This is a genomic window from Actinomadura montaniterrae, assembly GCF_008923365.1.
GTDB classification, from domain to species: domain Bacteria; phylum Actinomycetota; class Actinomycetes; order Streptosporangiales; family Streptosporangiaceae; genus Spirillospora; species Spirillospora montaniterrae.
This window is the reverse complement of the sequence record NZ_WBMR01000079.1, coordinates 1-18,151: the sequence shown is the minus strand read 5'-3', so window position 1 is coordinate 18,151 and position 18,151 is coordinate 1. Positions and strand designations below refer to the sequence as shown.

General features: G+C 73.9%; 17 protein-coding genes, 1 tRNA gene and 1 other RNA gene. 7 read left to right on the top strand and 12 right to left on the bottom strand.

What is annotated here, in order from left to right:
- Window position 1: 1 nt before the first annotated feature.
- The 4 genes from F9B16_RS25050 to F9B16_RS25035 all read right to left on the bottom strand — a co-directional run bounded on the left by F9B16_RS25050 (window position 2) and on the right by F9B16_RS25035 (window position 5,684).
- Entirely contained in the window at window positions 2-916 is a 915-nt protein-coding gene (locus tag F9B16_RS25050) for a TIGR03620 family F420-dependent LLM class oxidoreductase (protein ID WP_225991921.1), read from the bottom strand.
- 73 nt (window positions 917-989) lie between these two features.
- Window positions 990-1,331, bottom strand: coding sequence for an ArsR/SmtB family transcription factor (locus tag F9B16_RS25045; protein ID WP_151542567.1), 342 nt, complete (start codon window positions 1,329-1,331; stop codon window positions 990-992).
- A gap of 47 nt (window positions 1,332-1,378) precedes the next feature.
- Window positions 1,379-4,666 carry a DUF4132 domain-containing protein gene (locus F9B16_RS25040; RefSeq protein ID WP_151542566.1) on the bottom strand — a complete coding sequence of 1,096 codons (3,288 nt, stop codon included), beginning with the start codon at window positions 4,664-4,666 and terminating at the stop codon, window positions 1,379-1,381.
- Between the two features lie 61 nt (window positions 4,667-4,727).
- Window positions 4,728-5,684: a hypothetical protein gene (locus F9B16_RS25035; protein WP_151542565.1), complete on the bottom strand. Its 957-nt coding sequence runs from the start codon at window positions 5,682-5,684 to the stop codon at window positions 4,728-4,730.
- 370 nt (window positions 5,685-6,054) lie between these two features.
- Here F9B16_RS25035 and F9B16_RS25030 point away from each other — a divergent pair, with 370 nt between their 5' ends.
- Window positions 6,055-6,588, top strand: a complete 534-nt coding sequence (locus F9B16_RS25030; RefSeq protein ID WP_151542564.1) for a cupin domain-containing protein — start codon at window positions 6,055-6,057, stop codon at window positions 6,586-6,588.
- A 36-nt stretch (window positions 6,589-6,624) separates the two neighbouring features.
- Here the strand turns inward: F9B16_RS25030 and F9B16_RS25025 are convergent, their stop codons facing one another.
- The 4 genes from F9B16_RS25025 to F9B16_RS25010 all read right to left on the bottom strand — a co-directional run bounded on the left by F9B16_RS25025 (window position 6,625) and on the right by F9B16_RS25010 (window position 10,038).
- Window positions 6,625-7,173, bottom strand: a complete 549-nt coding sequence (locus F9B16_RS25025; protein WP_151542563.1) for a DUF5063 domain-containing protein — start codon at window positions 7,171-7,173, stop codon at window positions 6,625-6,627.
- Window positions 7,166-7,765 carry a recombination mediator RecR gene (gene recR, locus F9B16_RS25020; RefSeq protein WP_151542562.1) on the bottom strand — a complete coding sequence of 200 codons (600 nt, stop codon included), beginning with the start codon at window positions 7,763-7,765 and terminating at the stop codon, window positions 7,166-7,168. The genes F9B16_RS25025 and recR overlap by 8 nt, the downstream gene beginning before the upstream one ends.
- Before the next feature lie 71 nt (window positions 7,766-7,836).
- Window positions 7,837-8,232, bottom strand: coding sequence for a YbaB/EbfC family nucleoid-associated protein (locus F9B16_RS25015; RefSeq protein ID WP_404800518.1), 396 nt, complete (start codon window positions 8,230-8,232; stop codon window positions 7,837-7,839).
- Between the two features lie 510 nt (window positions 8,233-8,742).
- Window positions 8,743-10,038, bottom strand: coding sequence for a hypothetical protein (locus F9B16_RS25010; RefSeq protein WP_151542560.1), 1,296 nt, complete (start codon window positions 10,036-10,038; stop codon window positions 8,743-8,745).
- Between the two features lie 723 nt (window positions 10,039-10,761).
- Here F9B16_RS25010 and hemC point away from each other — a divergent pair.
- The gene (gene hemC / locus F9B16_RS25005; protein WP_225991920.1) at window positions 10,762-11,580 is read left to right on the top strand and encodes a hydroxymethylbilane synthase; all 819 of its coding nucleotides are present in this window, start codon (window positions 10,762-10,764) and stop codon (window positions 11,578-11,580) included.
- 195 nt (window positions 11,581-11,775) lie between these two features.
- Here the strand turns inward: hemC and F9B16_RS25000 are convergent, their stop codons facing one another.
- Both F9B16_RS25000 and ffs read right to left on the bottom strand, forming a co-directional pair.
- Window positions 11,776-14,256: a DNA polymerase III subunit gamma and tau gene (locus tag F9B16_RS25000; protein ID WP_151542559.1), complete on the bottom strand. Its 2,481-nt coding sequence runs from the start codon at window positions 14,254-14,256 to the stop codon at window positions 11,776-11,778.
- 57 nt (window positions 14,257-14,313) lie between these two features.
- Window positions 14,314-14,409, bottom strand: an RNA gene (ffs, locus tag F9B16_RS24995) — signal recognition particle sRNA small type.
- Between the two features lie 58 nt (window positions 14,410-14,467).
- Between ffs and F9B16_RS24990 the strand changes: the two genes are divergently transcribed.
- From F9B16_RS24990 to F9B16_RS24980, 3 genes are all read left to right on the top strand, one after another.
- On the top strand, window positions 14,468-14,812 hold the full coding sequence (locus F9B16_RS24990; protein WP_151542558.1) for a DUF952 domain-containing protein: 345 nt from the start codon (window positions 14,468-14,470) through the stop codon (window positions 14,810-14,812).
- Window positions 14,813-14,822: 10 nt separating this feature from the next.
- Window positions 14,823-14,910 (top strand) — tRNA-Ser (locus tag F9B16_RS24985).
- Window positions 14,911-15,092: 182 nt separating this feature from the next.
- Window positions 15,093-15,848: an SDR family NAD(P)-dependent oxidoreductase gene (locus tag F9B16_RS24980; RefSeq protein WP_151542557.1), complete on the top strand. Its 756-nt coding sequence runs from the start codon at window positions 15,093-15,095 to the stop codon at window positions 15,846-15,848.
- A gap of 78 nt (window positions 15,849-15,926) precedes the next feature.
- Here the strand turns inward: F9B16_RS24980 and F9B16_RS24975 are convergent, their stop codons facing one another.
- Complete coding sequence (locus F9B16_RS24975) at window positions 15,927-16,118, bottom strand: DUF1059 domain-containing protein (protein ID WP_151542556.1); 192 nt, start codon at window positions 16,116-16,118, stop codon at window positions 15,927-15,929.
- A gap of 139 nt (window positions 16,119-16,257) precedes the next feature.
- Here F9B16_RS24975 and F9B16_RS24970 point away from each other — a divergent pair, with 139 nt between their 5' ends.
- On the top strand, window positions 16,258-17,031 hold the full coding sequence (locus F9B16_RS24970; protein WP_151542555.1) for a helix-turn-helix transcriptional regulator: 774 nt from the start codon (window positions 16,258-16,260) through the stop codon (window positions 17,029-17,031).
- Between the two features lie 97 nt (window positions 17,032-17,128).
- The gene (locus F9B16_RS24965) at window positions 17,129-17,440 is read left to right on the top strand and encodes a type II toxin-antitoxin system VapB family antitoxin (protein ID WP_151542554.1); all 312 of its coding nucleotides are present in this window, start codon (window positions 17,129-17,131) and stop codon (window positions 17,438-17,440) included.
- Between the two features lie 9 nt (window positions 17,441-17,449).
- On the opposite strand, the gene F9B16_RS24960 is transcribed toward F9B16_RS24965, so the two are convergent.
- Window positions 17,450-18,151 (bottom strand): MFS transporter (locus F9B16_RS24960; RefSeq protein ID WP_151542553.1); only part of this gene is annotated, 702 nt, incomplete at its 5' end.

Below are 18,151 nucleotides of genomic sequence, written 5' to 3'. Positions count from 1 at the left end.
GCTAGGCCCGGGCCCCCTCGGGGAGGAGCGCCTCGGCGAGCCGGCGCCAGTGCGGCATGGCGGGCTCGTCCGGGGCGCCGCGGAGGACCTGGACGCCGACGTGGTCGGCGCCGGCGTCGAGGTGCTCGTGCAGCCGCGCGGCGATCGCGTCGAGGTCGCCCCACACCACCAGGTCGTCGACGAGGCGGTCGCTGCCGCGGCCGCCGTCGATGTCGTCCTCGGTGTAGCCGAGCCGCAGGAACTTGGCGACGTTGTACTTCTCCGTGAGGTAGCCGTGCAGGTGCTCGCGCGCGATCTCGCGGGCCCGCGCCGGGTCGCTCTCGAAGAGCACCGCCTGCTCGACGCCGAGGAACGGGCCTTCTCCGAGCACCTCGCGCGCCTGCGCCGTGTGCCGCACCGTCACGTGGTAGGTGTGCGCGCCCGCGGCCCGGTCGCGGGCCAGCTCCAGCATCTTCGGCCCGTACGCGGCGAGGATGCGCCGCACCGGGGAGCGCGGGGCGGGGTTGTCGCTGGTCGTCGTGTCCATCTCGTCGAGGTACTCGCCCATCGCCCGCAGCGGTGTCGTCCCCGGCTGGGGCTTCCCGCCGAAGCCGAGGCCGAGCACGTGGCGGTCCGGGTAGGCGTCGGCCAGCAGCACCGCGGCGCCCCGCGTCCACCGCGCGCCCCGCGACCAGATCCGCGCGATGCCGTTGACGACCGCGATCCGCTCGGTGGACGCCAGCAGGAACCCGGCGTGCGTCATGGCCTCGCGGCCGTCGCGCTCCGGGATCCAGATCGCCGGCCAGCCGAGCTCCTCCAGCTCCTGGACGGAGTCGCGGATCGCGGCCGCGGGCCGGTCCTCGAAGTCGAACGTCCAGATCCCGAAGCGGCCGAGGTCCGTCCCGCCGATCGCGCCCATGGTTCCTCCCGATGTCATCTCGATGATTCGAAGTATCGCAGAATTTCGATATGAGTCAAGCGCGGGGCCGCGGAGGGAGGGCGGGGCGAGGTCAGAGCGAGCGGCCGAGAGCGGCGACGAACCAGGCGATCCGGTCCTCGTCCCGCTTGTAGTGCGTCCACTTCCCGACCCGCGTGGACCGGACGAGCCCGGCGCGCTCCAGCGCCGCCATGTACGCCGACACCGTCGACTGCGCGAGCCCGATCTTGGCCTGGATGTGGCTGACGCAGACGCCGACCTCCGCCGGGTCCGCGATCGCCTCCTCGACGGGGAAGTGCCGCTCCGGCTCCCGCAGCCATTGCAGGAGCTGGAGCCGCACCGGGTTGGCCAGCGCCTTGAACACGTCCAGCAGCTCGGCCGAGACGTCCGGGGCGGGATCGGCGTTCGTCGTCATGGTTCCTCGCAGTCTACCCGGACATTTCGCGGAACCTCGATATGACGTCAGGACGTGGCGCCGGCCAGCTCCGCCAGCACTTCCGAGGCCGTCACCGGGTCCAGGTCGCCGATCGGCCGCCGCCCCTCGCCGGCATACCAGTCGCCGGTCTCCGGCCGGTCGTCCACCCAGATGACCTCCAGCCGCTGCCCGCCGGAGAAGGCCATCTCGGCGTCCAACCCGGGGTTCAAATGGACGTTCACGTACAGGCCGCCGGGCACCTCCCGGTACATGCTGTGCCGGATGCCGGCGTCCATGGGCTCCCCGCGCCGCCAGCCGCGCCGTTCCAGCGCGAGCACGGCCGCCGGGTCGACGGCGGCGTCCTCGAACCGCGCCAGCCGCCGGGCGGCGCGCTCGCCCTCGGTCAGGGTGTGCACCTCCCGGCCGAGCTGCGGGAACGGCTGCAGGATCGCGTAATCGGCGAACAGGGCCGACCACGCCTCCACCGCGCCGCCCAGCTCCAGCGGATGCGGGATGCCGACGCGCGCCGAGTCCGGCAGGGACACCGCGTCGTCGGCGGCGTCGGCGAACGTCCGGTCCTCGGCCACCCGGAACGCCACCGCGTCGCCGCCGTCCCCGTCCTCGGCGACCCAGACCAGCCGCCGCGCGATGTGCCAGATCAGCGGATGCTCCACGAACAGGCGGCGGAACTCCGCGGCCGTCCAGCGGCGCCGCGCCGCCATCGCCGCCTCCAGACGCCGGATCTGGCCGTCGGCGACCGCCCGCACGTCCTTCTTCAACGCCGCGAACCGCTTGTACGCGGCGGGCGCCAGCTCCGGATCGTCCTTGGCGCCCGGCTTGGGCAGCGCCTTGCGGCGGGTGCCGTCCTCGTCGGAGACCTGCGGCCTGAGCTGCTCGTCGAACCCGACGACGAACCGGCGCGGCCCGTAGTCCAGGACGAGCCCGCCGTCCGCGTCCAGCCCGAAGTCGGGGACCAGCCGGTCGCCGAGCTGCTCAGATGTCAGGCCCAGCCCGCCGGCGACCTCCTGGATCTTGTCCTGCGCGCGCGCCTTCAGCCCCTTGAACTTCACTTTCTGCGCGATGCCGTGCAGCTGCATAAGCGCCACATCGGTGCCGATAGCCGCGAGCACGTCCAGGCCCGCGACCGCCTTGGAATGCCCGCCGTCCCCCGGCCACGCGCGGATCAGCGGGGTCAGCCTGCGGGCGGTCTCGTCGTCGCCCAGCCAGCCGAGCTGCGCCAGCGCCCAGCCGTCCTGGGCCGGTGCGTCGCCGCGCCGCCACTGCTCGAACAGCGCCCACGCGAACTCCGCCAGCGACTCCGGATCGCACGCCTCCCTGACGATCCCGACGCCCGCGTACACCTCGTCGTTCTTCGACATGGCCAGCATCGTCAGCAGGTGCCGGACGGCCGCGACGGGCAGCGCGTCGTCCCGTCCGCGGAGCCTGATCTGCGGCAGCGTCTCCGGGACGGCCCACTCGCCCACCACCGGGATGCGTTTCGGCAGGAGTTCGAGCGGATCCACCATGACGGCCGCTCGCAGGGCGTCCGCCACGTCGTCGCCGTGCGCGCGCGCCGCCGCCTTGATGACCTCGTCATTCCCGTGCTTCTCGGCCACCAGCCGCAGCGCGCCCTCGGCCTCCCTCCGCGCCGGGCCGGGCTTGCCCAGCGCGGCCGGGACGAGCAGCGGCACCGCGTCCACACCGTGCCGGCCGAACCAGGCGAGCGCGGTCTTGCGGCCCCGCTTCGGCTTGGCCAGGCACGCGGCCATCAACCGCGCCAGCCCGGCGTCCAGAAACGGCAGCGCGCGATCCGCCAGCCCCGCCGGGTCCCTCTCCGCGATCCGCAGCGCGACCGGCAGCGCGTCCACCCCGAACCGGGCCACGACCGGCCGCAGCCACATCTCGGCCTCCCACAGCTGCGGCTTCCAGCCCGCCAGCCACGGCCGCACCTTCTCCACCGGCCCGTACGTGAGGACACCGAACCCGTAACCGTAGGCGCGGCCGCTGCGGAACTCCTCGACCAGCGCGTCCCAGTCGTCAGTGGCGGGCCTCCGGTGCCGGTCGTCGGTCTTCGCCCATTCCTCCTGCTCTCCCGGCTCCCACCGCATCGCGGGCTCGGCGGGCGGGGCCAGGCCCTCGACGACGATGGGCTTCGCCGCCTTGACGTCCCGCAGCCAGGGCGGATCGGCCAGCGGGCCCGGCAGCGCGTCCACCGGAGCGTCCGGCAGCCGTCCGTCGTCCGCGACCACCACACCGGCCTCCGCCGCTAGCTCGGGATGAGACCGCACGTGCCCCGCCAGCAGGTCGGCGAGATGCGGCGCGTCCGTCGCGGCCGGTTGCAGCAGCCGCAGCGCCCGCGCGGGGAACCGCTTCATCGCCGCGAGCAGTGCGGGCCGCACATGCTTCTGGTCCGCGCGGTCGACCAGCGCCTGGAACGCCTCGTCGCCCGGCACGATCGCGAGCATCTCCACGATCAGCTTCCGCAGGTCGGTGTCCCACTCGTTCGCGTCGAACGCCCCGGCGAACAGCGGCACGGCCGCCGCGCCCACCCCGTCCAGCATCGTGACCAGGCACGACCGGTTCCACATGAACGGGAACGCGAGCCCGTACGTGCCCAGCGTCTCCACCTGGCCCGCCGACCCCAGCGCGCAGTGCAGCATCCACAGGAAGACCGCCTCGTGCCGCAGGTCGGGCGGCGCGGCGCAGCACTCGTCCACCCAGTCGAGCCGCGACGGCACCAGGAACGACACCGCCGCCCGCTGCGTCGGCGTGCGCCGGCGCCGCGCGAGACCGTCCACCGCCTCCGCGTACTCGCCGTCGTCGGCGACGGCCAGCAGCGCCCGCAGCCGCGCACCGATCCGCCACGCCGGCGTCGCCGCGACCGACCTGCCGGGCCGCTCCTCCGCCGGCCGCACGACCCGGACGCCGGGGAAACCCCAGCCGAGCGCGCTTAACTCGGCGAACGCGCACGCCGCGAACGGCAGCCCGTGCTCGGTCACCCACGCGTCCGCCAGCGACGCGGCGAGCTTCTCGACGGCCTGCTCCCACCCCGCGTCCTCGATCAGCGACGCCGCGACCACGGCCGCACCCAGCGGATTCACGGCGCCGGACAAGTGCTCCTTCGCCGCGGCGGCCAGCTCCGGGGCCACGTCGTCCCGCCCGTCGAGCGGTGCCTTGCCCTCCAGCGCGCGGACCCGCTCCCGCACGTCCCCGGCGGCGCCCCGGTCCACCTTGATCGCCGGTCCCGGCCGCCCGCCCCGCCGCGGGAACATCCGCCGCCGCCACGCGTCCGGGAGGACCAGGGCATCTTCACCCGAAACGGGAAGATCATCCATACCCGTCACCGTAGGGCAGCCTCCCGGCCCGCACCCGGCGATCCCGGGCATCCGGTCGGTCTCAGCGCGTCACCACGAGCCCATCGCGGACCGCCGCCGCGCCGCGCCCGCCGCGCCCCGACTCCGTCGTGCCGTAGACCATCGCCTCGACGGACTCCTCGATCGTCAGCCCGTCCGACCGGTCGGCGCGCTCGACGCACCCGCCGATCAGCGCGAGCAGGGCCGTCCCCGCCATCGACCGCCCCCGCGCCCGGTCCAGCACGTCCGCGCCCCGGTCGGCGAGCACCCGCAGCGCCACGCCCTCCATCACCGCGCTGACCATGTCGACGAACGCGTCGATGGAGACGCCCGTGCGCAGCCGCAGCCCCCGGGCCCCCAGGAGCTCACCGCAGATCTCCCTCCACGGCTCCAGGATCTCCTGGTAGTTCTCCGCCAGCGCCTTCTGGACGACCTCGTCGCCCTCGCTCGCGGCGGTCGCGAACAGCTCCAGCCGGAACCGCGACCGGTCCACCAGCGTCAGCAGGTCCCAGAACCCCAGGCGGTGGATCCCCTCGACGAGGTCCGGCCCGTCGAGGAGCAGCCCGAGGATGTCCGCCGCCTCCGCCGCGTCGCAGTGGTTCGGATGGTACGACCACAGCCCGAACCGCAGCAGGTCCGCGATGAAGTCGGAATGGCACCCCCACGTGGACCGCAGCGTCGAGACGCTGCCGAGCTGCGGGAACGGGTCGGGGTTGCGGCCGACCTCCGCCGCCACCGCCCGCTGCGACAGGAAGGCGAGCATGGGCCGCTCGATCGAGGACCCGCCGTCCTCCGGGTCGACGGCCGTCCGGACCGCGTCCGGACCCAGATGGCGCTCGATGAGCCGCATCCCCGCGGCCAGGTACGCGGCGGTGACCGGGTCGTTGGCGAGCCTGTTCCGGCTGCCCGGAGTGCGCCGGTTCAGCCGCCGCAGCACCGCCGAAAGGTCCTGGTCATACGGGTAGGGGAGGCTCTGCTTCACGCTTCGCCGTGAATCCATGCCACCCATGGTGTTCCCGCGCGGTCCGCCTGTACAGGCGCGCACCTGCGCTGTGGTGCCCACCTGCGCGGCCGCGCACCTGCGCTGCGGTGCGCGGGTGCGCTCTCGCGGCCACGCCCGCACCGCCGCGCGGCGGACGGCACGAAGCCGCTCCGTTAGAAAGGGAACCGCGAAGAGGCCGCCCCTCCGCCTTGGCCGGACCGGGCGGCCCCGGGGGGATAGAGGTCCTCGGCGGGGCGTTACGGGGGCGCAACGCCGAGGACACCCTCCCCGCAGCGCCGTCGAATCCGCAGGCCAGAGGCTTCTTGACTTGATATTTCACCGGTTCGCACACTGGAAGTGACCGAAGCGTCCGTCAGGAGGCAGGACCATGACGCACAGCGGAACGACCTCCCGCACGCAGGCCGCGCAACTGACCGTGCTTCGACCCGGCGCCGGACGCACCGGCGACCTCGGCCCCATCGGCGTCCAGTTCAAGCTCTTCGGCGCCGACACCGGCGACCAGATGGCCATCGTGGAACACCCGTTCCCCGTCGGGGCCCTCGTCCCGCCGCACCTGCACATCCGCGAGGACGAGTTCTCCATCGTCACCGCGGGCGACATCGGGTTCCGGTCCGGCGACGAGGAGGTCGTCCTCGGCGAGGGCGGCTACATCTCCAAACCGCGCGGCGAGATGCACGCCATGTGGAACGCGGGCGACGCGCCCGGCCGCGTGATCGAGGTCATCAGCCCGGCGGGGTTCGAGCACTTCTTCCTCGACCTCGCCGACCTCGTCGCCGACGGCCCGCCCGACCCCCGGGCGATCGGCGAACTCGCCGGCCGCTACGGGCTCAGCCTGGGCCGCCCCGACTGGCTGCCCGGCCTCATCGACCGCTACGACCTGACCCCGCCGCCGTTCGGCTGACCTCTACCGAGGACCGGGGCCAAAGGCCAGGGGCCGCTACTGGGCTACGGCGGCCTCCTGCGCCACGGCGAGACGGTCGTTCGCGACGAACGCGTGCAGCGCGCGCAGCGACGCGCCCGCGTGGTTGCCCCAGTGGTTGAAGTACGAGTACTGCCACCACCACAGCGCCTCGAGCGGACGGTCCTGGTTGTAGTGCCGCAGCCCGTGGACGAGGTCGCTGGCGACGTCGACCAGGTCGTCCGACAGCCGGTAGGACGTCGGCTCGGTGTCCTTGTACGGGTCGAACACCTCGACGTACTCGTCGAGGTCCCCGAGCCGCTCCGCGAGGCCCGTGCGGACCGCGTCGAGGTCGGGGTCGTCGCCGATCTCCGGCTCCCAGTTGTCCGGGAGGATCACGTCCGCGCTGGCGCCGAGCTGCGCGCCCGCCAGGATGACCTGCGAGACCTCCAGCAGCAGCAGCGGGACCGTGTGCGTCCCGCCGTCGCCGCGCGCCACGGCCTCCAGGCCGTTCAGGTAGTTGTCGACGTGGCACGCCACCCGCTCGGCGAGGGCGTTCCAGTCCTGCGGGCTGTTGGCATCAGACATCGAGCAGCCTCCGTCCTTCGAATGCGCGTCCCAGGGTCACCTCGTCGGCGTACTCCAGGTCACCGCCCACCGGCAGGCCGCTGGCCAGCCGCGTGACGGTGAGGCCCATGGGCTTCACCAGCCGGGCGAGGTACGTCGCCGTCGCCTCGCCCTCCAGGTTCGGGTCGGTCGCCAGGATCAGCTCCGTGACCGTGCCGTCCGCGAGCCGCTGCATCAGCTCCCGGATCCGCAGGTCGTCCGGGCCCACGCCCTCGATCGGGCTGATCGCGCCGCCCAGCACGTGGTACCGGCCGCGGAACTCGCGGGTCTTCTCGATGGCGACGACGTCCTTGGACTCCTCGACCACGCAGATGACCGACGGGTCGCGGCGGGCGTCCCGGCAGATCCGGCACTCCTCCTCTTCCGCGACGTTCCCGCACGTCCGGCAGAAGCGGACCTTGTCCTTGACCTCCTTGAGCGCCTTGCCGAGGCGCTCGACGTCGGCCGGATCGGCGGCGAGGAGGTGGAAGGCGATCCGCTGCGCGCTCTTGGGGCCGACGCCGGGCAGCCTGCCCAGCTCGTCGATGAGGTTCTGGACCACCCCTTCGTACAACGGACCCCTCCTTTCGTCTCAGAGTCTCGGTCGCCGGCCGGTCCGCGCGGCGGCGCCCGTCCGGCCGCAGGTCAGGCTCCGGGGCCTCCGCCGAGGCCGGGGAAGCCGCCGGGGATCCCGCCGCCGCCCGGCGCTCCGCCGCCGCCGAGGCCGGGGATGCCGCCCCCGCCGCCGAGGCCCGCCGCGAGCGGTCCCATCTTCTCCTGCTGCAGCTCGGCCGCCTCCCGGGCCGCGTCGCGGATCGCGGCGAGCACCAGGTCGGCGATGGTCTCGGCGGTGTCGGCCGGGTCGTCGGCGTCGATCGCCTTCGGGTCGATCGCGATGCCGGTGACCTCGCCCTGGCCGTTGACCGTCGCGGTGACGAGCCCGCCGCCCGCGGTGCCCTTCACCTCCGCCTCCGCCAGCTCCCGCTGCGCGGCGAACAGCTGCTCCTGCATGGCCTGCGCCTGCTGCAGCAGTTCCTGCATGTTCAACTGACCACCGGGTTCCACGGTGCACCCCTCTTCCGGCCCCCTCGGAAGGGCCTTCTCTCTCGCGACCGCGCCGACCACCGGACGTCCGTCCCCCGAGACTACGGGGTCGCGCCGAGATCCGGTAAGTGCGGCCCACCCGATGTCCGCACTCCACCCCCGGAAGCCGTCGATCTCCCGGACGATCCGGCCGCCCCGGGCTCCCCGCGCCCCGCGGACCGGCCCGGGGCCGCCCTGCGGACCGGCTGGGGACCGGCCCGCCGACCGGCTGGGGACCGGTCCGCCGACCGGCTGGGAACCGGCTGGGGGCCGGCCCGCTGACCGGTCCGCGAACGACGAAGGCGCGCGCCCCAAGGCGCGCGCCTCCCGGTCCGTCGGCCCGCCTCGTGCGGAGGCGGCCTCGGCCGTTCGTCGGGTCGTCCGGGTGGACCGCCGTCCCGCCCGGCCTTTCGAGCCGGGCCCGGGCGGCGGCGTCACCCGAGGTCCGGTCGCCGATGCGACCGGAGGTCAGCGGACGGCGGCGACCGCCTCGCTGTGGCCTTCGGCTCCGGCGTTGCCGGAGTCGCCGCCGCGGCCGCCGTTGCCGCCGCTGGTGTGCGACTTGTTCCAGGCGTCGCCGCTGTCGCCGGTGTCCCCCGTCTTGCCGGAGTCGCCGGACGAGGCGAAGGCGACCAGCAGCGCGTGCTTGCCGTGCTTGCTGTCCTTGCCGTGCTTGCCGCCGTCGCGGGTACGGCTGACGTTGGCGGCGGTGTTGCCGCCGGTGGAGCCGGAGTCACCGGAGTCGCCGGTCTGGCCGGACACCGCGAGGTTCTCGCTCTTGGCGTCGCCGCCCTTGCCGCCGTTTCCGGTGGCGCCCGTCACGGCTACGGCGTGGTCGCCCGAGTCGGCGGCGGCGTGGCCGTCGCCGTTCCCGTCGCCGTTCCCGTCGCCGTTCGCGAGCCGGTAGCCCGCCTCCTGCGCGGACCGCCCGTCGCTCTCCGTGCCGTTGTCTGCCTGGGCCTTGCTGTGGCCCTCGGCTCCGGCCTCGCCCGAGTCGCCGCCGCGGCCGCCGTTGCCGCCGGCGGTCTTCGAGACGTTCCCGGCGTCGCCGGAGTCTCCGGTCTTCCCGGTGTCGCCGGACTTGCCGGACGTGGCCACGGCCCCGCACTTGCCCATCACGCAGATGTTGTAGGCCTTGTTGCCGCCGGTGGAACCGGAGTCGCCGGAGTCACCGGTCTGGCCGGAGAGAGCGGTGTTCTTGCTGGCGGCCTTGCCGCCCTCGCCGCCCTGACCGGTGTCGCCGCTCTGCGACAGCGACTTGTTGCCGGAGGCGGCAGCGGCGTCGCCGCCGCCATTCCAGCCGCCGTACGTCTTGGCGTAGGCCGCGGCCGCGGACTCGCCCTTCGCGGCGGCGTTGCCGGAGTCGCCGCCGCGTCCGCCGTTGCCGCCGCTGGTGTGCGACTTGTTCCAGGCCTTCCCGCTGTTGCCCGTCTTCCCGGTCTTGCCGGAGTCGCCGGACGAGGCGTAGGCCACGCAGTCCGACATGACGCACAGGTTCCCGGCGGTGTTCCCGCCCGTCGAACCGGAGTTCCCGGAGTTCCCGGTCTTGCCGGAGCCGGCGGCGTTCTGGCTGGTGGCGCCGCCTCCCTTGGCGCCGTGGCCGGTCTTGCCGCTGACGGCGGCGCTCTGGTTGCCCGAGCCGGCGCCCGCATGGCCGTGGCCGTCGTGGCCGTCCGCGACCGCCTGGGCGGTGGCCTGCCCCAGGAAGAAGACCCCGCCGATGGAGGCCGCGACCAGCAGGCCGCGCTTGAGATTGTCGATCATGTGGTGGTGCACATCCCTTTCGGAGAACTGGAGTCCCCCCGTCCGGTCGCCGACGTCGGCGTGGGGGGACTCGGAAGCCGGCGCCCACCGGAGCGGTGCTGGCGCCGTGTCCGTGAAGGGGGGTGACAGGGGGTCAGTCCGGAGGACGCGAGGGCGTGCCGGTCGCCCGTACCGCCGGCCGCGTGCCTTCGACCGCATCTCGCCGACGTTCGCCGATCAGTGTCCGCATCCGCCCGCCCTCGGGAGTGTCGCGGCATCGCCGCGACTGTAGTCGATCTTTCACTCTCGGTGCAGGATAGCGCCGGAACCGCAGGTCAACGGGTATCCGACCGCGCCCGCGCGACGGTGTCGCGGAAACCCTCCGGCCACCGGACGCGATCTTCCCTCCGGGAGGTCGGGGGCGTACCCGGGAGGCCGCCGGTGCGCCGCGAGACCGGCACGGTTCAATCTCGAAGAGGGGAACGGCACGCCGTGCGCGCGCGCGAGATCCTGAGACGCGGCAGAAGGGGACGGCATGACGGGCGAGGATGAAGCGGAAGCCGCGGCCGAGGGGCCGGCGGTGGCGGAGCCGGTTCCCGCCGGCTCCGGCGTCGTCGAACCGGCGTCCTCCCGCCGCTCGGGTGACCGGGTGCTGCGGCTCGGCACGCGGACGTCATCGCTGGCGATGGTGCAGGCCCGGGGCGTAGCCGCCCGGTTGCGGGAACTCGCGGACGTGACGGTCGAGTGGTCGGCATCCAGACCGCCGGCGACCGGCACCGCGGGCACCTGGGCGAACTCGGCGGCAAGGGCGCGTTCCTGCGCGAGATCGACCGGGCGCTGCTGGCGGGCCGGGCCGATGTCGCGGTGCACTGCCTCAAGGACGTCCCCGGCGACGTCCCCCGGCCCGACGAACTGGTGTTCGCCGCCTACGCCGAACGCGACGACGCCGCCGACGTGATGCTGTTCCCTGCGGTAAGCAAGATCCGATGCTTGGCGGATCTCGCGCCGGGGGCGCGCGTGGGAACCTCGGCGGTGCGGCGCCGCGCCCAGATCCTGCGGCTCCGGCCCGACCTGCAGGTGGAGTACCTGCGCGGCAACGTGGACTCCCGGCTGGCGCGCCTGGACTCCGGCGAGTTCGACGCCATCGTGCTGGCGCGGGCCGGCCTGACGCGGCTGGGAATCGACCGGCCGGGCGAGACCCTCGACATCCTCCCCGCCGTGGGATCGGGCGTGCTCGCGGTGGAATGCCGCCGCGCGGACGCCGACGTCGTGGACCTGGTGCGGCTACTAGATCACGACAAGACCCGGCGGTGCGTCAGCGCGGAACGCGCCATGCTGCACGGCCTCCAGGGGCACTGCAACAGCCCGATCGCCGGTAACGCGCGGATCGACCGGAACGGGCGGCTGACCTTGCGCGGGATGGTGTTCACGCAGGACGGCTCGCAGTTCGTGCATGCGCAGGACTCGGCTCCGCCGGACAAGGGCGGGGATCTCGGCGCCCGAGTGGCCGCCGACCTGCTGCACAAGGGCGCCCGCACCCTGATCGACGGCATCCCCCACTGACCGGGCCGCCTTTTAGGGCGGGCCGCCGTTCGGGCGGGCCGCCGTTCGGGCGGGCCGCCGTTCGGGCGGGCCGCCGTTCGGGCGGGGCGCCGTTCGGGCGGGGCGCCGTTCGGGCGGGGCGCCGTTCGGGCGGGGCGCCGTTCGGGCGGGGCGCCGTTCGGGCGGGGCGCCGCAGCACCGTCTTCTCGGCTCCGGTCAGGAGTTGTCGATCTCGCGGATGATCTGACCGCCCAGCTCCCGCTGGATGAGCGCCATGCCGCTCATCTCCGCCTCGGTGCCGTCCGCGTCGGCGTCCCCCTCCGGGTCCACCTCGTCGCTCTCGTCCACCGGGGACGGCTCCGGAGGCGGCGGCGGCTCGTCCGGCGGCGGCGGCAGCGGCCCCGGATCCCCGGCCGCCGAACCACCCGCGCCGAACGCGTTCCCGCTGCTCGCACCGTTGGTGCCGTTCTCCCCTGGAGCCGGGCGCGGCACGGCGTTCGGAGGCGGCCCGCCCTGCTGCGGCCCGCTCTGGCCCGTTCCGCCGCCGAATCCGGACGGCGCCGCCGACGACGAGCCGAAGCCGCCGGAGGACGGGGAGCCGCCCGTTGAGGACGAGCCGAAGCCGCCCGAGGGCGCCGACCCGAACCCGCCGCCGGAGCCGAACCCGCCGCCCGGTCCGCCGCCGGCACCGGACCGTCCGCCGCCGCCCGGGCCAGCGTTGGGCCCGGGACCGGCCTGGCCCCGTCCGCCGCCCGCGCCGCCGGACACCGTCTCGATCCGCCAGTCGACGCCCATCCGCTCGCGGAGGACCTCGCTGAGGATCACGTCGCGGTTGCCGTTGACGAACCCGAGCCGGTTCCCCTCGGCGTCGAACGCGAGCGTGAGCACGCGTCCTTCCAGCGCCGCCGGCCGCACCCCGGACATGATGACCATCCAGGTCGCGCGGCTCTTCTGCTTGACCGCCTCGATGATGTCCGGCCAGTACCGCTGCACCGTGGACACGTCCACCCCGCCACCGGCGGCCCCTTGCCCGCTGGCCGGGCCGGACGCCTCCGCGCTGCCAGGGGCGGACGCCTGCGCGCCGCCGTGGGACGTCTGTCCGCCGCCGCGGGGAGACGTCTGCCCGCCTGCGGGAGTGGACGCCTGCCCGGCGCCACCGCTCGCGGAGGGCCTGTTATCCACAGAACCGCGTTCCGCTTCCGCCGCACTACGGGCGGGGTCGACACTGGAAGTGGGGTCGTCCCCCTGGGCGGGCGGGGGCTGCCTTCCCTCAGCTCCAGAAGCCGCCGCCCCCGTCGCACCTCCTCCCGTCGCAGCCCCTCCCGCCGGGCCACCACCCGCAGGACCGCCACCCGCCGGACGGGCGGCTGGTTCCGCCGGGCGCGCCGGAGGCTCGGCCGCTGCCGGAGCGGGCGCCGGGGCCGAACGCTCCACGGGAGCGGGAGCAGGAGCAGGAGCGGGCGAAGGAGCAGCAAGGGGAGCGAAGGCCTGCGCCAGGCCGTCACCAGGCGCGCCGCCCCCGCCGCCGAAGCCGCCCTGCGCGGCCTGGCGTTCGAGACGGTCGAGGCGGGCGAACATGGACGCCTCGTCCTCGTACGCGGCGGGCAGCAGGATCCGGGCGCAGATCAGCTCCAGCAGCAGCCGTGGGGACGTCGCGCCGCGCATCTCCGTGAGCCCGGTGTGCAGGAGGTCCGCGGCCCGCGTCAGCTCCCCGGGCCCCATCGAGGACGCCTGCCGCCGCATCTGCTCCAGCTCGTCCGGCGGGACGTTCAGCAGCCCGGAGCCGCCCGCCTCCGGGACGTTCGACAGGATCACCAGGTCGCGGACGCGTTCCAGCAGGTCAGCGGTGAACCGGCGGGGTTCCTGGCCGCTCTCGATCACCCGGTCGATCGCGGCGAACACGGCGGCGCCGTCGCGGGCGGCGAACGCGGCGATGACCTCGTCCAGCAGCGTGGAGTCGGTGTAGCCGAGCAGCGACACGGCCCGCGCGTAGGTGATGCCCTGCTCGTCCGACCCGGCGAGGAGCTGGTCGAGGATCGACAGGGTGTCGCGGGCGGACCCGGCGCCGGCCCGCACCGCGAGCGGCAGCGCGGACGCCTCGTACGGGACGTCCTCCGACTTCAGGATCTCCTCGACGAGCTCGGTCAGCACGCCCGGCGGGATCAGCCGGAACGGGTAGTGGTGCGTGCGGGACCGGATCGTCCCGATGACCTTCTCCGGCTCGGTGGTCGCGAACACGAACTTCAGGTGCGGCGGCGGTTCCTCGACGAGCTTCAGCAGCGCGTTGAAGCCCTCGCGGGTGACCATGTGCGCCTCGTCGATGATGTACACCTTGAAGCGCGCCGACACGGGCGCGAAGAACGCGCGTTCGCGCAGGTCGCGGGCGTCGTCGACGCCGCCGTGCGAGGCGGCGTCGATCTCGATCACGTCGATGTGGCCGGTGCCGGACGGGCCGAGCGCGACGCACGAGTCGCATTTGCCGCACGGGTCGGGCGTGGGCCCCTGCTCGCAGTTCAGGGAGCGGGCGAGGATGCGGGCGCTGGAGGTCTTCCCGCAGCCGCGCGGGCCGCTGAACAGGTAGGCGTGGTTGATCCGGCCGTTGCGCAGCGCTTGCTGGAGGGGCTCGGCGACGTGCTCCTGCCCCTTCAGCTCGGCGAAGGTCGCTGGCCGGTACTTGCGGTACAGAGCCAGACTCATCGGGGGTCCGCCCTCCCTCGAGAAGCAGAGCGTCACAGGCGCGGTGTCGCGGTCAAAGCAAGGGACCCCCCGCACACCCGCCAGAGCCTGCTTATCCTTGCTGCCTTCCGGCCCTGGGGAGGTTCACAGGGTGACGCCGTGCGAGGGGTCTGCACAGAGTCTATGGCATCGGCGGCCGGGGTCGGCACGGTTGCCGCGTACTCTCCCGCCCATGACCGACGCCACGCAGCAGACGCTCCTGCACATCGCCGAACGCCGCCATTGGGAATCCGCGCGGGACTCGGGTGTGTCGTACACCATGTCGACGCTCGGCCGGACGCTCGACGAGGAGGGCTTCGTCCACTGCTCGTCGGACATGGGCCAGGTGGACGGGGTGCTCGGCCGCTTCTACGGCGCCGTCCCCCGGTCGGACCTGGTGCTGCTGGTCATCGACGTGGCGCGGCTGGACGCGCCGGTCCGCCACGAGCCGGTCGGTGACGAGGTCTTCCCACACGTGTACGGGCCGATCCCGGTCTCCGCCGTAATTGATGTCAGGTCACTGCCGGAGAGCCGGTAAGCTTTCCCGCGGAGGATTCGCCTAGTGGCCTAGGGCGCACGCTTGGAAAGCGTGTTGCGTGCAAGCGCTCGCGAGTTCGAATCTCGCATCCTCCGCCACCGGCGTGAGCCGAACGAAGGTCCCGACCGCACAGCGGCCGGGACCTTCGCCGTTTCCCGGGGCCGGCGGACGCCGGGCGTCGAGGTCTCACTGAGTCGGAACCCGCGGCCGGACGCCTCGTCGTGCCTGGTAGCTGTGGGGAAACGCCGGCGTACGACCGGGTAGGGAACGGGGGCTGATCATGGGGAACGGGAACCTGCGGGGCAAGGTGGCGATCGTCACCGGCGGCGCGTCGGGGATCGGCGAGGCGGTGACGCGGCTGTTCGCCGAGCGCGGCGCCCGGGTCGTCGCGGTGGACCTGCAGCGGGACGCGGGTGAGGCGCTCGCTCGGGAGCTGGGCGACGCGGTCGTGTTCCGGCAGGGGGACGTCTCGGACCGGGCCGTCGCGGACGCCGCCGTCGCCGCGGCCGTGGAGCGGTTCGGTGCGCTCGACACGCTGATCAACAACGCGAGCGCGTCGCGGCAGAAGCCCATCGAGGAGCAGACGGACGACGACTGGCGGCTCGCGATGGACACCGGCCTCTACGCGACGCGCAACTTCATGCTGGCGGCGCTGCCGGAGCTGAAGAAGGCCGGCGGGGCGTCGATCGTCAACTTCGGGTCCGGGGCCGGGCTGGACGGGCAGCCGAACCAGGCGTCCTATGCGGCGGCGAAGGAGGCGATCCGCGGGCTGAGCCGGGTCGCGGCGAACGAGTGGGCGGCGTACGGCATCCGGGTGAACGTGGTCTGCCCGATGGCGATGACGTCCGGCGTGGTGCAGTGGGCGGAGGCGCGGCCGGAGCAGTACGCGCAGTCCGCCGCGAAGGTGCCGCTGGGCCGGTTCGGGGATCCGGCGCGGGACGTCGCGCCGATCGTCGCGTTCCTCGCGAGCGACGACGCGCAGTACATGACGGGGCAGACGGTCATGGCCGACGGCGGCGCGATCAAGCTCCGCTGACGGACCGCAGACCGAAAGCGGCGCGCCCGGCGCGGCCTGGACGACGGTTCCGTCCAGGGCGCGCCGGGCAGCGGCTGATCAGGCGTGCTGCGGCACCTCGTCCTTCAGCCCCTTGCGGATCTCCTCGCGGAGCTCGGGGCTGTCGGTGTGCCCGTGGACGGACGCCGCGTGCTCGGCGGCCGCCCGCACCACCTCTTGCTCCTCACCGGCGATGGTGAGGGTGCAGTTCATCTCGCTCGGGTAGTCCCTGCAGTCGGCGACCTTGCGCATGTCGGTTCCTCCCCTCCCTGCCAGTGTCGGTCGGCGGGAGCTCGCGGACGAATACGGGAAATCCCGTATGCGCCCCTGCCCGGCAGGGCCCGGCATCGCCGCCTTGTGCCCGTCTGACCAGGGAATTTACAGTGGAGGGATGACCGGCTGCGGGGAGGTCGGGCTGCGGCGGACGCTGGCGGTCGCCGACCTCCTGATCGACGCCGACGACGAGCGGACGCTGCTCCCGGCGCTGCTGCCGATGCTCCTCGACGTGCTGCCGGGCGACAGCATCGTGTGGTCGGTGCGCCCGGACGGCGCCGGAGGGCCGCTCACGGTCCCGGCGGGCCTGCTGAGCCGGGAGGCGCTGGCGGCGTTCGCGCGGGACAAGGCCGCCGATCCGCTGGTCGCCCACACGACGACCGGGCCCGGCACGCCCGTCCTCCGCTCCGACCTGCAGTCGCGGGCCGAGTACCACGCGCTCGCCGCCTACGCGGACGTGTACGGCCCGCTCGGCGCCGAGCACCAGCTCGCGATGGCGTTCCCGGCCGGCTGGTCGGGGGACGAGCCGCGCAGCGTGTGCCTGGCGGTCAACCGGCGGCGCGGGGACTTCGGCGACGCCGACCGGGCCGTCGCCGAGCTGCTGCGGCCGCGCCTCGCGCGGGCGATGCGCCGGCTCGCGCCGCCCGCGCGGGAACGGGTGACGCGCCGCGAGGCCGCGGTCCTCGACCTGCTGGCCCGGGGACTCACCGACCGGCAGATCGCGCGGCGGCTGGCGATCAGCCCGCGGACGGTCGAGAAGCATCTCGAGCACGCCTACCCGAAGCTCGGCGTGCACGGCCGGGTGGACGCGGCGACCACCTGGCTGTCGCTCGGGAACGGTGCCCGCCGGGGACCGTCCGCGCCCCTTCCGGGGGCCGCCGGACCCGCGTGACGGCAGTTACTCACGGGGCCTCTGAGCTGCGGTGTAAGTGGTTTACCAATCGGTGGAATGCGGTGACCGGGCCAGTCGGGGCACGTAGACTCGGGGCGTGATCTTCAAGGCGGTGGGCGAGGGAAGGCCCTATCCCGAGCACGGACTGTCGTCCCGGGACTGGGCCAAGATCCCCCCTCGCCAGGTCCGCCTCGACCAGCTCGTGAGCACCAAGCGGGAGCTGGACCTGCAGTCGCTGCTGGCCAAGGACTCCACGTTCTACGGCGACCTGTTCCCCCACGTCGTCCAGTGGAAGGGCGAGCTCTACCTGGAGGACGGCCTGCACCGGGCGCTCCGCGCGGCGCTGCACCAGCGGCTCGTCCTGCACGCCCGCGTCCTGGACCTGGACGCCGTCGACATGACCGGCTGAGCCGGTCCCTTACCGGGTGCGGGCGGGTTCGGCGGCGGGCAGGCTCTTGGGCTCGACGAGACGTCCGTCCAGCCGTCCGGGCCGTGCCGCCGCCGGGCGGACGAAGCCGGGCCGGGCCGCGAGCATCCCGAAGACCAGTTCCGGCGCCACGAGGACGAGCAGCAGCGTCAGCGGCACGTGCCAGCCGCCCGTCGCGCCGTGCAGCACGCCCATGGCGAGCGGCCCGAACCCGGCGAGCAGGTAGCCGCCGGTCTGCGCCATCCCCGACAGCCGCGCCGCGACGGACGGGCTCGGCGAGCGCAGGCTGAGCAGGGTGTAGGCGAGCGGGAACGCGCTGCCGGTGCCGATGCCGAGGACGATGGTCCACGCCCAGCCGGCGGCGGGCGCGACGATCAGCCCGCCGATCCCGGCGACCATGGTGAGCACGACGCCGGCGACGACGGCGCGCTGGTCGCGGAGCCGCGCGGCGAGGACGGGCACGAGGAACCCGAGCGGGATGCCGACGATCATCATCGTGGAGACCATCATCCCGGCGGTGGCGGGGGCGAACCCGGCGTCCTGCATGATCTCCGGCAGCCAGGACATCAGCACGTAGAACATCAGCGACGCCAGGCCCATGAACACCGCGACGTACCACGCGACGGGGGAGCGCAGCAGCGACCCCTCGGGCGCGGGCGCCGGAGCGGCCGCCGGGGCGGCGGCCGGGGCGGC

Bases quoted from the DNA above. Each gene is read 5' to 3' on its own strand.
- F9B16_RS24980 (WP_151542557.1), top strand. From the start codon at position 15,093: ATGGGGAACGGGAACCTGCGGGGCAAGGTGGCGATCGTCACCGGCGGC.
- F9B16_RS24970 (WP_151542555.1), top strand. From the start codon at position 16,258: ATGACCGGCTGCGGGGAGGTCGGGCTGCGGCGGACGCTGGCGGTCGCC.
- F9B16_RS25050 (WP_225991921.1), bottom strand. From the start codon at position 916: ATGACATCGGGAGGAACCATGGGCGCGATCGGCGGGACGGACCTCGGC.
- F9B16_RS24975 (WP_151542556.1), bottom strand. From the start codon at position 16,118: ATGCGCAAGGTCGCCGACTGCAGGGACTACCCGAGCGAGATGAACTGC.
- F9B16_RS24990 (WP_151542558.1), top strand. From the start codon at position 14,468: ATGACCGACGCCACGCAGCAGACGCTCCTGCACATCGCCGAACGCCGC.
- F9B16_RS25015 (WP_404800518.1), bottom strand. From the start codon at position 8,232: ATGCAGGAACTGCTGCAGCAGGCGCAGGCCATGCAGGAGCAGCTGTTC.
- F9B16_RS25000 (WP_151542559.1), bottom strand. From the start codon at position 14,256: ATGAGTCTGGCTCTGTACCGCAAGTACCGGCCAGCGACCTTCGCCGAG.
- F9B16_RS25025 (WP_151542563.1), bottom strand. From the start codon at position 7,173: ATGTCTGATGCCAACAGCCCGCAGGACTGGAACGCCCTCGCCGAGCGG.
- F9B16_RS25010 (WP_151542560.1), bottom strand. From the start codon at position 10,038: ATGATCGACAATCTCAAGCGCGGCCTGCTGGTCGCGGCCTCCATCGGC.
- F9B16_RS25035 (WP_151542565.1), bottom strand. From the start codon at position 5,684: ATGGATTCACGGCGAAGCGTGAAGCAGAGCCTCCCCTACCCGTATGAC.
- F9B16_RS25030 (WP_151542564.1), top strand. From the start codon at position 6,055: ATGACGCACAGCGGAACGACCTCCCGCACGCAGGCCGCGCAACTGACC.
- F9B16_RS25045 (WP_151542567.1), bottom strand. From the start codon at position 1,331: ATGACGACGAACGCCGATCCCGCCCCGGACGTCTCGGCCGAGCTGCTG.
- F9B16_RS25040 (WP_151542566.1), bottom strand. From the start codon at position 4,666: ATGGATGATCTTCCCGTTTCGGGTGAAGATGCCCTGGTCCTCCCGGAC.